A 12,775-nucleotide genomic window follows, 5' to 3' on the forward strand; every position below is an offset into this window, starting at 1 on the left:
TACCTTCCGAAGGAATGAAATGAGGAACCGTTCAAACAGGCGACTCCCGGGTGACTTCGGCCAGTAGCTTCCTGCGGAACCTCACAGCGCTGCAATTCCACTCTCTGAAGGGCTTGCTGCCTACTCTTCCCGATCTCAGTCTTTCAATAACTATACCACATCATACATTTCCCATTGACTATAGTCAACACCCATTTCTCATTGACGATAGTCAGCACTTCGTCGCATGTTTCAGCAACCGAATCAAGGGATGTACAATACCTGCCCTTCTTCTACATGATGCTCTGCCAATCTATTATACAATTGAAGCTCCCGTGTGCTGAGCTGATAACGGTCTGCTATCGTTTCCAGTGTATCCTCGCGCTGTACAATGCATAACCGCACCTTGCGGAAAGGCGTTTCATCCTGTGTATGGAAAAAAAGATTTTTCCACTTGGCATCCTCACGCTCTTCCTCGGCTTTCTGATCCTGACCTTGCGGTTCATGTTCCAGCTGCTGCTGGTGTTCGGCTTCCTTCACCGAACGGCTGGATTGAAGCAATGATGAGTAGACAACCTGGTCCGGCTCGTCTGCTCCTTCATTCTTTTTACTGTTAAGCGCCACGCGCATCTCTGGCTTTTCCTCAGTAAAGGTATCCTGAACTTCATGGTTTACCTGTTCTGACGCTTCAGGCCTGAAGTCAAAGTCATTCCCCTGACTTGCTTCCAACTGCGGCTCCAGATAAATCTCCGACTCTGTGGCAGAATGTGGCTCTGACAGCAAAGGGTCGTATGCTACATTAGGAGATGCAGAGGATACTTTGGGCTCGTTCCCTTCCGTCTCTGCTTCCTCTTGCTGAAATGCCCACACTTCCGACGCCTCTTGCTCATGCTTAACTTCGGAAGAGCTGTCTTCAACTACTTTTCCCGTCCACGGCTCATAATATCGGTTCGGATCTACTATCGGATCATAAGCTTGATGCTCCAATGATGGCTTCTGTTCCCCTTGATCCTCTGACGACTGTTCCCAGTAAGCTGACTCTTGTTGTGCTGGTACTTTGTATGAAGTTTCCGGGTCTGAAATGTTGTTGTATACCGAGTCTTGGGTAGAATAAACCTCTTCGTGACGATGCTCTCCAGCGCCGTAAAGAGATGGAGCCGGATGTTCAGGTGCATGCACCACAGTAAATTCCTCATCCAGCCAAACCGCCGTCTCCTCTGCATGCGAGCTTTCCACCCCATGCAAAGAAAGCACCCCTGTAATGTTTAGACTACGTAAAGAGAGCAGGTCCACATCAAAATTTTCAATTTCCACTGAGATATCTTCCAATCTTCCTACCCGGTTAAGCGGAATGGTAATTTCCACAGGGATCAAATGATGAAGCTCGCTCGTCATCTGTTCAGGTGTGCGGTACACGCCCTCCAGCAGCAAATGCCCTCGCAAAGCGGCATGGTCGCCGTGGGTTACAACCTGAATGCGTGGCAGAAGCTCAATTTCCTCCAACTCGGCAATCCCGGCAGCTTCCTCCGTCAAATGAATGCGTTCATAGATATCAAAACGCAAGCCTTGCGGCTGATCATTCTGTTGTTTATTCAAGGATGGCATCCTCCTTTGGGCAGCCTCCGCACATCCTCTGACTCGTGTCAGGCGCACGGAAACTCCATATTGCAAACCGTTTCTAGGTTCAAGTATATGCGCCAAAATAGAAGGCATGCCATCTTTTATAGCTGTTTGTGCAGCTTTTGAAAATCATCCGGCCAAGCATCCTCGACGATAATCGTTTCGCCGCTCAGCGGATGACAGAAGGTGAGGCTCTCTCCGTGAAGGGCCTGTCTGCCAAAATCAGCAGCACGACCGCCGTATAATACGTCCCCAAGCAAAGGATAGCCAGCATGACTAAGATGTACGCGTATCTGGTGCGTCCGACCTGTCTCCAGCGTCAGATACACGAGACTGACCGCATTCGGACCACTCCCCCATACTTCACCAACTTCCACATGGGTAACCGCCTTCTGTCCAGTTGGGGATACACGGCGGCGCTGTTTATGATGCCTATCCTTGCCAATCGGCCAATCCAACGTCCGCAGCGATGGAGGTACTTTCCCTCGTACCAAAGCTACATAGCGACGACCGATGTCTTTAGCTCGCATTTGTTCGTCCAGCTTGAGCAACGAAAATTCATTTTTGGCATATAGCACCGGGCCTGTCGTGTCCACATCCAGACGATGTACATGCCGTACTGCTGTATGAATGTCGTTGATTTCATAGTAGGATGCGACAGCATGATCCAATGTTAGCGGACCATCCTTTACACCACCGTCTGGATGGACCGCCATCCCCGCTGGTTTGTGTACAACCAAGCAAAAATCATCCTCGTATAGTATCTTCAAATCATACCAACGTGGGATGACGCCGAGGTCCACTACAGGAAAAAGGGCCAGCCGTAGCCGGTCCCCTGTAAGTTCAATCCCTTTTTCATGCCGTAGCCTGCGCCACAGCTTGTCCGGTAATCCCAGACGGTTCAGCAACCAGCGGTCCACAGCTTCAGCGCGATTTTCATCAGTTGCAATTTCTCGCCCTGGTGTGACTTCCAGCCACGGTCCTCTTCTTTTCCAGCTGCCTTTCCAACTCATAGACGTTTGAGCGCGCGATAGTTCGCTTCAATGGTCGCATCAATATCCTCAACTGTATGCACACCTGATACGAACATGCCCTCAAATTGAGATGGAGCTACACTAACGCCCTCATTGACCATTTCAGTAAAGTAACGGCGGAAGTGGTCCTGATTACTCGTTTTAGCAGTGTCAAAATTGACAACCTTCTCGTCTGTGAAGAACGGACACACCATAGAACCGACACGGTTAATCGTGACAGGAATCCCCAGCTCTCGCGCGTTACGTTCGAATCCGGCTTGAAGCCGTGCTGCCCGCTCTTCCAGACGATCATATACTTCCGGTGTCAGCAATTTTAGCGTCGAATAACCTGCTGCCATAGCCAGCGGATTTCCGCTCAGCGTACCCGCTTGATAGATCGGGCCAGATGGTGCAATTTGCTCTAGAATGTCGCGACGGCCGCCATATGCACCTACAGGTAGGCCACCACCAATCACTTTGCCCAGACACGTAAGATCAGGCGTCACACCAAAGCGCCCTTGAGCAGAATGAAGTCCTACCCGGAATCCAGTCATCACTTCATCAAAAATCAGCAGACTTCCGTACTGTCGGGTTACCTCACGCAAACCTTCCAAAAATCCAGGCTGTGGCGGTACAACACCCATATTGCCGGCTACTGGCTCGACAATAATCGCAGCAATCTCTTCGCCAAATTTCTCAAAAGCCAGCTTCACCGACGCCAAATCATTATAAGGGACAGTGATTGTATGTGTGGCCACGACTTCAGGTACACCCGGACTATCAGGTAGACCTAGGGTCGCAACACCAGAGCCCGCTTTAATCAGCAAGCTGTCTGCATGACCGTGATAAGAACCTTCAAATTTAAGAATTTTACTGCGTTTCGTAAATCCACGCGCGAGTCGGATCGCACTCATTGTTGCCTCGGTTCCCGAGTTGACCATTCGAACAATGTCCATGGAAGGAACACGCTCACATACGAGCTTGGCCATTTCCGTTTCCGCAAGCGTTGGGGCTCCGAAGCTGGTTCCTTTTACAACAGCAGCCTGTAAGGCTTTAACCACTTCAGGGTGCGCATGACCCATAATAAGCGGTCCCCACGAACATACATAGTCTATATAGGATTGACCGTCGATATCATATACACGTGATCCTTCCCCACGATCAATATATACCGGTGTTATACCCACGGATTTAAAAGCTCGAACCGGACTGTTTACGCCACCCGGAATATATTGTTTTGCCTCATCAAAGGCTGCTTTGGAACGCGTATCCTTGCGTACCGTTCGTTGTTCGTCGATCATTCTAATCACTCCTGTCTTCTGAAAAATACACTTATTGCTTCAACCATCTTGCCGCATCCTTGGCAGAATAGGTAATAATCATATCTGCACCGGCACGCTTCATGCTTGTCAGAATCTCCAGCACCATCGCCTTTTCATCAATCCAGCCTTGGAGGGCTGCCGCTTTGACCATTGCATATTCACCACTGACATTGTAAGCCACCATAGGCAAATCAAATTGGTCCTTAATGGTGCGCATTACATCCAGATAAGAAAGAGAAGGCTTCACCATCAGCATGTCTGCACCCTCCATCACGTCAGACTCCGCTTCCCGCAACGCCTCACGTGCATTGGCAGGGTCCATCTGATAGGATTTGCGATCACCAAACTGCGGCGCAGAATCAGCGGCTTCCCGGAAAGGACCATAAAAAGCAGACGCATATTTGACGGAATACGACATAATTGGAATATGCGAAAAACCTTCCAGATCGAGTCCCTGCCGAATCGCCTGTACAAAACCGTCCATCATATTAGAAGGAGCGATAATATCTGCACCGGCTCTGGCCTGAGAAACGGCTGTACGTACCAGCACCTCCAGAGATTCATCATTCAATACTTCACCGCACACTTCACCATCATGCTCATGCATGTGTACCATACCGCAGTGTCCATGGTCCGTAAACTCACACAAACAAGTATCTGCCACGACCAGCAGTTCGGGATAACGCGATTTGATCAAACGAGTAGCTTCCTGAACAATACCGTTGTCCACAAAAGCTGAAGTCCCTACACTGTCTTTGGTTTCTGGTATGCCAAACAGGAGCACAGCAGGAATGCCAAGCTCACTAATTTCTTTCAGTTCTTCCTCCAGCCGATCCAGAGAAAAACGGTATACACCTGGCATGGAGCTAATCTCCTGTTTCACTCCAGTACCAAATGTTACGTAGATCGGTTGGATGAAATCAGACGGATTCAAAACCGTTTCACGCACCATGCTGCGGATGGCAGCTGACTGACGCAAACGACGATGTCTGGTAAAAGGGACACTCATAATTACAAACCTCCATTTTTTTATACATTCATTTGTAAAAAATAAAATTTATAATGTCATAACCGTACTTGATTGTTTCCAGTCACATAGCGATTGAATTAGACTTTCAATGGTCGCCTTCTCTGACATCAAACTGACAGTCAATCCGGCTTGGGTTGCTGTCTCACCAGTTAAGGGGCCGATCACAGCGATCGTAACTCCCTCCAGCAGCGATACTGGATCACTGATCCCCATTTGTCTGAGGGCTTCCATGAAAAAGGTTACGGTTGAGGAACTGGTAAACGTAATCGCGTGAATGGCACGCTCCTCCAGCAGCTTGAGAAGTTCATCATCCTGTGTGTTGGCAGCCAGCACCGTTTGATACAAATCAGCCTCGGTCACATGCAGTCCCATCTCTCTCAGCTGATCCGGCAGCCATGAACGAGCGAGATCACCTCTTGGAAGAAATACGTTTTGCCCTGGTTGCAAATCTTGCTCGAACGTTTCAAGCAATCCCTCTGCCTGAAAAGGACCTTCGATCTGTTCTGCTACAATTCCGTGTTTTCGAAGTGCGTCTGCTGTGGCTGGTCCGACTGCGGCAATACGAGCTTTGTATAGCGCACGTACATCCTTGCCCTGTTCCTTTAAATGAGTGAAAAAGTATTCCACTCCGTTAACGCTGGTAAAAAACACCCAGTCATATTCAGGAAGTCGCGCAAACGCCTCTTTGATTTTCTGTTTTGCCTGCTCGTCCGAAGGGACGACGGTCTGGATAACTGGGAACTCATAAGGTTCGCCGCCAAGCTCCTCAATCCGGTGAACCAGACTGCTGGCCTGCGCGCGTGCGCGAGTAACCAAAATTCGCTTCCCAAACAAAGGCATATCCTCTGCCCATTTTAACTGTTCACGCTGATTGACCACTTCTCCGACAACGATGACGGCGGGCGGTTGAAAATTCGCTGCCTTCACCTTGGCTTCAATATCCGCCAGCGTACCCACTAGCGTATCTTGCTCGGCGCGGGTCCCCCAACGGATCAAAGCAACTGGAGTATCGGACGGCTTACCATGCTTTATCAGTTGATCACTGATATAGCCGATCTTCGCTACACCCATCATAAAGATCAGTGTACCCGTTGCGTTCGTTACTTTATCCCAATGAATACTTTTATCTAGTTTATCAGGACTTTCATGACCTGTAATGATAGACAGCGACGAGGCCATCTCCCGATGCGTAACAGGAATGCCTGCATAGGCAGGCACGCTGATGGCTGATGTGATGCCAGGTATGATTTCATAGGAAATACCGTGTTTACGCAGTAGCCCGGCTTCCTCGCCGACTCGCCCAAAAATAGTGGGGTCTCCCCCTTTGAGCCGGACGACTGTCTTTCCTTCCAAGGCTAAATCCACCAGCAGCTGATTAATTTCCTCTTGCTTCATGGTGTGACGATCTGGCAGTTTGCCGACATATATTTTTTGGGCCCCTGGCTTCATCAGCCCCAAGAGGCGAGGGCTTGCCAGTCTGTCATACACAATGACATCGCCCAGTTGAATGCACTCCCAACCCTTGACCGTAATTAATCTTGCATCTCCGGGTCCTGCACCTACTAAATATACCTTTCCCACCATTCCACTATCCCCTCACCTGCGCCAGAATCTGTTCCGCTCCTTTGGCTATCAAACTGGCCGCCACCGCTTCTCCCAGCTTCTGCGGATCATTTCCCTGGAGCGTTTCCTTCAAAATAACCTCGCCATCTGGCGAACCTACCATCCCTGTGAGGCTGATTTCTTGACCAGCCCAAACCGCATGAGCTCCGATTGGCACTTGGCATCCCCCATTTAACACACCCAGAAAGGTTCGCTCAGCCGCAACCGTAGCCGAGGTATCCTGGTGGTTGTAGAGTTTCAACAATGCCAATAGCTCATCATCGCTCGCACGGCATTCAATACCGAGCGCTCCCTGTCCTACTGCCGGTAAGCATGCCTCCTCTGGTATATAGGACGTAATGCGGTCTTTCCAGCCCATCCGGTGCAAACCTGCTGCTGCCAAAATGATGGCGTCAAAACCTTCCGTCTCCAGCTTTTTCAGACGGGAATCAATATTGCCACGTACTGGCTCTAATTGTAGATCAGGTCGCATGGACTTGATTTGACTGGCTCTGCGCAAGCTGCTTGTGCCCACCTTGGCTCCTAAAGGCAAATCCTCCAGACTCTTGGCGCCCAATGTAATTAGGCAATCGCGTGGGTCCTCACGGCGCGGTACAGCGCCATTGACAAGACCTTCCGGCAATTCGGACGGCATATCCTTCATACTATGTACTGCCATATCAATCTCACCAGCCAGCATGGCCTGTTCAATCTCTTTGACAAAAAGTCCTTTGCCACCCACTTTGGACAAGGTTACATCCAATATTCGATCACCCTTGGTCAGGATTTTCTTCACGACAAATTGTAAATCCAATCCATGCTCCGCGCACAGTGCATTCAAATCCTCAATGACATGCCCGGTCTGAGTTAACGCAAGAGCGCTCTGTCTGCTGCCTACCACAATTGTTCGCATGTTATTCCTCCTGATTTTGCGCAATCCATAGATCTATTTCTTTTTCGGTCCAAGCCATAAATTCATGACGTCGTATCTGTTCCAAAATTCCGCTACTCGCCAAGCGTCTTAATAGTTTGGTCCTTTGCTGTGGGGAACTTATCTTGCGTTTGATGACCTGTCGCATATCGTGCATGAAATCCAGATAAGGCTCGTATTCGCTACCGAACAACGTATCCAAGGCTGATGTAATATCAGCAGTCACAGCGGGGCCTGCCCCTTCGGTGGAAATACTAATCGTCAGTCTCCCTCGTCGGATGATGCCCGGCGTTATAAAATCTCCCTCTTCCGAGCGATCCGCCACATTTACCAGTATACCCCTTTGTCTGGCCTCATGCGCAACCTTATTATTCACTTCTCTCTGGTTCGTAGCAGCATATACAAGAAAGGCTCCCTGGAGGTCACCCTCGCGATATACGCGATTTACCCAGTGGAGCTGCTTGTGATCGGCCAGGATCTGCAAATCCGGCGTTATATTCGGGCTAATGACGGTAATGGATGCCCCACTTTCCATCACCCCCTTAACCTTTCGTTCCGCAATCCTGCCGCCGCCTACAACACAACAGAGCTTATTGTTACAATTCAACGAAATCGGGACAAAATGCTGCAAATGGCTTTTCACTCCCCCGTCCACTGATGAAATACAGACCAGGAATTCAGCAAAAAATTAAGAACTAGCAGCGTGTAGCCAACCAAAGACCACTTTGCCATGACCAGGCCAGAACGCTGGTTCAATCTTTTGCTCACTAAAAATACAATATACACGCATAAGGCAATCGCTGTCATCAGCACTTTGGTATCTAGCAAAAGACGCCAGCGTTCCTCGGCAATAATAGAAATAACAGCAACAACAATAGAAACTCCCAGCAAAGGAGTACCAATTAAAAGCGCCATATGTGTATACCGATCCATCATTTCCAGACTCGGCAGGCGCTTGATCGTGTCATTCCATTTCTTGACTTTCAATTTACGATGCAAAAACAGATACAACCCCGAAAATACAGCCGCTACCGTCATCGCGACAAAGCCAAGATTAGCCAGCGCAATATGAATCAGAAGCAGCCCATGTACGGTATGCCAATTTCCAAGCGGGTTGTCGATCGGCTCCATCCATATATTGTTGAGCACAAGAACAGCAAAACTAATGATATTAAGCAGCAACACCGCAAATTCCGATCGCTGATAACGTGACAGAATCAAAGAAATCAGTACCAGGATAAATGAGAACAGAAACAGAAAGTCGTAGGTCACAAAAATAGGAAGATGCCCTTCATTCCAGGTTCGCATTCCCATAAAAACAAGCTGGAGCATTACAACGACAATAAGAAGCCCTGTACCTGTCCGTTTAGCATTCGCATTGCGACGAATTCCATCCGAAAATACAAACAGAAGGCTCAGGGCAAAAACATAAATCATTGAATCATATATAAGCATGCCTGAGGCCACGTCTGTTCACCCACCTTTACAGGCTGGCCGGCGCAAACGACGCTGGCAAAGCCTGAGCCTGACCGGTTTTTCCATGAACACCAGCCTCCGGTTTTATTAACGCAGATGCATCGCTTTTATCTACTTTCTGAGCGGCGTCCTCCAAACGATCCTCCAGAGCAAAAATGTGGCTAAACATGTCTAGCGCCTCATTTCCCTGCTTTTGGACAGCCAGTTCCTTAACCCGATTGATCGGATCATGCATCATCTGATTCAGCATACTCTTCGTCAAACGGCTTATCACTTTACGCTGCCGTTCATCCAGCTCGGGAAGCTTGTTATACAAGCTTTCCAGCGTATCCTGATGTATAGACTCCGATTTTTCCTGTAATGCACGAATCACCGGACGCACTCCCATCGTTTTCAACCATTGATAAAACTCGCTAAGCTCATCTTCAATCATATGCTCGATTTTTGCAGCTTCAGTACGACGCATTTCCAGATTGCTCTCCACGATCCCTTCCAGATCATCAATGTCATATAGGAAAACATTCTGCAATTCGCCAATAGCCGGGTCCAAATCGCGTGGAACCGCGATATCAATCATAAACAAAGGACGAGACTGACGACGTTTCATACTGGCTTCGACACGATTGCGATCCAGAATATACCCCTGAGCACCAGTCGAGCTAATCACAATATCCACATCCGCCAACCGATTCATGCCTTCCTCCATCGTAACTGGCGTTCCGTTAAACTTGGAGGCCAGATCCTCGGCGCGGGACAAAGTTCGATTTGCTACAATAACCTCGGCAGCTCCGCCGCTGTACAAATGCTTAACGGTAAGCTCGCTCATTTTACCGGCACCGAGAATCAGTACCTTTTTATCCGTAAACATCCCGAAAATCCGTTTGCCCAACTCAACTGCTGCATAGCTAACAGATACGGCGCTTTCTCCAATAGACGTCTCCGAATGGGCACGCTTGCCCAATGTGACGGCCTGCTTAAACAACATATTAAACCACGTTGCTGTAATTTTTTGAGATTGAGCCTGAAGAAAAGCATTCTTTACCTGTCCCAAAATTTGTGTTTCTCCGATGACCATAGAATCCAGACCACAAGTCACACGGAACAAATGCCGAATTGCCTGCTCGTCCTCATATATATATAAATGTTGTGTAAACTGATCACGAGGAATACCAAACCATTGTTCCATAAAACTGCGTATAAAATAACCGCACATGTGAAGGCGGTCAACCACAACATATATTTCAGTCCGATTGCAGGTTGCGACAACTACGCCCTCCAACACACTTTTGGTAAGTTTGAGTTGTTCCAGCGCTTTTGGCAAATCCTGTTCTGCAAATGTAAACCGTTCTCTGACTTCCACAGGCGCCGTACGATAATTCAACCCAACAACGACGATGTGCATTGTAAAATTCACCTGCCTAAACTGTAATAAGAATACTCACTGTTATCATAAACTATGTTAATTATATCACAGAAGTCCGAATCCCCTTCGGCTGTTTTATGAATTGTTTATGAAAATTGGATGGCTTTCATAAACATCCAGCACGTTCTGTATGATTTAGTTTAGTGTAAACCACTTTTAAAACAAATAACCATGGAAATGTTCCATGGTTATGATATAGGACGCACACGGCTCCATAAAGGAGATTTACACCAACTCAGCCAGCTTGCACTCCGGGGATTCCACCTGAAGTTCTCCCAAGCCGCGAATCAGCTTCTTCGCATATGTTTTTTTCGGTTTTAGAACGGATACCAGGTAATCAATAGCTAACTGCGGATCAACAGTCTCACCGCAAGTATAACAATCAATAGCGGCAAACCCTCTCTCAGGATACGTATGAATAGAGAGATGACTCTCCGACAACAGTACAAGCACGGTAGCTCCCTGTGGTTCGAATTGCTTGGATTGAACGGACATCACCGTTGCTCCGCAAGCTTCAGCAGCTTCAACTAATTGAGCCTCCAGAAACTGCGCATCATTCAGTAATTCAAACTCAACACCCCAAGTATCTACGGCAACGTGTCTTCCGAAAGTTGAGTATTCCAATTCCATCTTTCGGTTCCCCCTTCCTAGGAATAAAATGTTCGAAAAAAATTTCATCCGCTAGGACCTACGTCATTCACTTCCCGAGGGATAACCTCTCGCAACATTCAATGTCCTGAGTGAATCCTGGTTCCTATATTCATTTTCAACGAGATTAAAAATAACATCTATGTGCAGCAAATGCAATCATTTTTTTGGAATAAAAAAGCCCCTTTCGGTAAAGAAAGGGACTACACTGTATAACAATTCATTCCATATATTCAGCCTTCTAAGCTTCCAGGGCAAATAATTTGGAGCAACTCATCCGAAGCTTGTGGTCAATCAGTTCCAGCTCAGAGAAAGTACGCGCCAGATTCCGCTCATCAAGTAACGAATTAATGAGATTGTATACATCTGCTATTTCCTTTTCGACGTTCTGATGTTGAAAAAGCTGTTGCAGCTCTTGCGCTGTATTTCTATATTCAAACACCAGCCTGGAGCCTTCTGCATTCTTTTCCATAATTTTGCGAACCGCACCTTCATTATAAAAATACACCATAGTGAATCCTTGATACATGCGGTAAACAATACCTTCACCCTTAAAACGAACAAATAGTTGGCGTATAAACAGGGTTAGCTGTGGATGAACTAAGCGGCAAGTTAATTCACAGACAAACGCTCCCTCTTTGGCTTCAAAAAATAAATGAACTTCCTCACCCGCAATATGCTCCAGAACGATTTCCTGTCTTCCGTTATCCAGAACTTTAATGCGGTAATGCACCTGAGGATCATTCACTGCCTGTAAAAATTCGTCCATTTGGGTTTCTGACAAGGTCAAAGTGGTTTTTACATACTCTGTGGCTAACCGCTGTGCCATACCAATCTCCTCAATTCTTTCCTCAAACCTGTAGTGTAAGCTTTATGCTTTATTATACATCAGACCCGCAGCGCTTTCTTGCGCATCAAATCATAAATATCCGGCATTCATCGGAAATAAACGGAAAATAACGGAGTCGCAGCTGCATTATCCACCATATGCTCACTTTTATGCTTAAATCCCACGATTTACTTTGTTTATTATATATTATTCCTACCCATTTAATAAGTTTAATGTTTTTAATCCAACATCACGAAAAAAAGGCGTCCTTCAGGACGCCCCTAACCTTACAATTCCGTCTGCTCTTCGTCGTCATTCTCGATATAGCTGGAGATGACCGACCACAGCTCTTCCTTGCCCATGCCTTCTTCAGATGAAAAGGGGATAAACAAACCCCCGGGAAGTATTCCGAGTTCCTGCTTGATTACCTTATAGTGCTTTTCTCGCCGTGTTTTAGGGATTTTATCTGCTTTTGTGCCTACAACACAGACCGGAAGCCCATTATGACGCAGCCAGTCGTACATCATGATATCATCCTTGGACGGTGGGTGGCGCAAATCTACCATTTGAAGCACCAGTTTAAGCGGCTCACGTTCCAGCAAATAAGACTCAATCATCTGCCCCCAAGCCTTGCGAGACGTTTTGGATACCTTAGCATAACCGTAACCGGGAAAATCCACAAAATAGAGCTCATCATTGATCCGGTAATAATTGAGTTGCTGGGTTTTACCTGGCGTAGAACTGGTACGGGCCAAATTTTTACGGTTAATCATCCGATTAATCAGTGATGATTTTCCAACATTGGAGCGCCCCGCCAGAGCAATCTCTGGCAAAGCGTCCACAGGAAACTGATCCGGGCCAACCGCACTAATTATAAATTCTGCTTTTGTTACTTTCATTGT

Annotated in this window: 12 protein-coding genes; all 12 read right to left on the reverse strand. The window is 47.5% G+C overall.

Annotation, left to right across the window (positions count from 1 at the left end; translation table 11 throughout):
- Window positions 1–243: 243 nt before the first annotated feature.
- A complete protein-coding gene (locus ACUC6J_RS18735; RefSeq protein ID WP_447249265.1) occupies window positions 244–1,575 on the reverse strand; it encodes a LysM peptidoglycan-binding domain-containing protein in 1,332 nt (443 codons plus the stop codon).
- Window positions 1,576–1,700: 125 nt separating this feature from the next.
- Window positions 1,701–2,612: an RluA family pseudouridine synthase gene (locus ACUC6J_RS18740; RefSeq protein ID WP_019688413.1), complete on the reverse strand. Its 912-nt coding sequence runs from the start codon at window positions 2,610–2,612 to the stop codon at window positions 1,701–1,703.
- Window positions 2,609–3,913 carry a glutamate-1-semialdehyde 2,1-aminomutase gene (gene hemL, locus ACUC6J_RS18745; RefSeq protein ID WP_025365649.1) on the reverse strand — a complete coding sequence of 435 codons (1,305 nt, stop codon included), beginning with the start codon at window positions 3,911–3,913 and terminating at the stop codon, window positions 2,609–2,611. Before hemL ends, ACUC6J_RS18740 begins: the two co-directional genes overlap by 4 nt.
- A gap of 31 nt (window positions 3,914–3,944) precedes the next feature.
- Window positions 3,945–4,943 (reverse strand): porphobilinogen synthase, encoded by a 999-nt coding sequence (hemB, locus tag ACUC6J_RS18750; protein WP_017427414.1) that lies wholly within the window; start codon window positions 4,941–4,943, stop codon window positions 3,945–3,947.
- 48 nt (window positions 4,944–4,991) lie between these two features.
- Window positions 4,992–6,548, reverse strand: coding sequence for a uroporphyrinogen-III C-methyltransferase (gene cobA, locus ACUC6J_RS18755; RefSeq protein WP_430211726.1), 1,557 nt, complete (start codon window positions 6,546–6,548; stop codon window positions 4,992–4,994).
- 4 nt (window positions 6,549–6,552) lie between these two features.
- On the reverse strand, window positions 6,553–7,479 hold the full coding sequence (hemC, locus tag ACUC6J_RS18760) for a hydroxymethylbilane synthase (RefSeq protein WP_039276194.1): 927 nt from the start codon (window positions 7,477–7,479) through the stop codon (window positions 6,553–6,555).
- Between the two features lies 1 nt (window position 7,480).
- Entirely contained in the window at window positions 7,481–8,128 is a 648-nt protein-coding gene (locus ACUC6J_RS18765; protein WP_019688417.1) for a precorrin-2 dehydrogenase/sirohydrochlorin ferrochelatase family protein, read from the reverse strand.
- Window positions 8,129–8,136: 8 nt separating this feature from the next.
- Window positions 8,137–8,964, reverse strand: coding sequence for a cytochrome c biogenesis protein CcsA (gene ccsA / locus ACUC6J_RS18770; RefSeq protein WP_039276196.1), 828 nt, complete (start codon window positions 8,962–8,964; stop codon window positions 8,137–8,139).
- Between the two features lie 16 nt (window positions 8,965–8,980).
- Entirely contained in the window at window positions 8,981–10,375 is a 1,395-nt protein-coding gene (gene hemA, locus ACUC6J_RS18775; protein WP_016818411.1) for a glutamyl-tRNA reductase, read from the reverse strand.
- A 246-nt stretch (window positions 10,376–10,621) separates the two neighbouring features.
- Entirely contained in the window at window positions 10,622–11,020 is a 399-nt protein-coding gene (gene speD / locus ACUC6J_RS18780; protein ID WP_025365654.1) for an adenosylmethionine decarboxylase, read from the reverse strand.
- Between the two features lie 265 nt (window positions 11,021–11,285).
- Window positions 11,286–11,873 carry a hypothetical protein gene (locus ACUC6J_RS18785; RefSeq protein WP_016818410.1) on the reverse strand — a complete coding sequence of 196 codons (588 nt, stop codon included), beginning with the start codon at window positions 11,871–11,873 and terminating at the stop codon, window positions 11,286–11,288.
- Between the two features lie 287 nt (window positions 11,874–12,160).
- Window positions 12,161–12,772: a ribosome biogenesis GTP-binding protein YihA/YsxC gene (gene yihA / locus ACUC6J_RS18790; protein WP_013372691.1), complete on the reverse strand. Its 612-nt coding sequence runs from the start codon at window positions 12,770–12,772 to the stop codon at window positions 12,161–12,163.
- Window positions 12,773–12,775 lie beyond the last annotated feature (3 nt).

Source organism: Paenibacillus sp. JJ1683 (assembly GCF_053006485.1).

Coding starts and splice junctions, on each gene's coding strand:
- ACUC6J_RS18740 (WP_019688413.1), bottom strand. CDS start 2,612: ATGAGTTGGAAAGGCAGCTGGAAAAGAAGAGGACCGTGGCTGGAAGTC.
- hemL (WP_025365649.1), bottom strand. CDS start 3,913: ATGATCGACGAACAACGAACGGTACGCAAGGATACGCGTTCCAAAGCA.
- hemB (WP_017427414.1), bottom strand. CDS start 4,943: ATGAGTGTCCCTTTTACCAGACATCGTCGTTTGCGTCAGTCAGCTGCC.
- cobA (WP_430211726.1), bottom strand. CDS start 6,548: ATGGTGGGAAAGGTATATTTAGTAGGTGCAGGACCCGGAGATGCAAGA.
- hemC (WP_039276194.1), bottom strand. CDS start 7,479: ATGCGAACAATTGTGGTAGGCAGCAGACAGAGCGCTCTTGCGTTAACT.
- hemA (WP_016818411.1), bottom strand. CDS start 10,375: ATGCACATCGTCGTTGTTGGGTTGAATTATCGTACGGCGCCTGTGGAA.
- ACUC6J_RS18785 (WP_016818410.1), bottom strand. CDS start 11,873: ATGGCACAGCGGTTAGCCACAGAGTATGTAAAAACCACTTTGACCTTG.
- yihA (WP_013372691.1), bottom strand. CDS start 12,772: ATGAAAGTAACAAAAGCAGAATTTATAATTAGTGCGGTTGGCCCGGAT.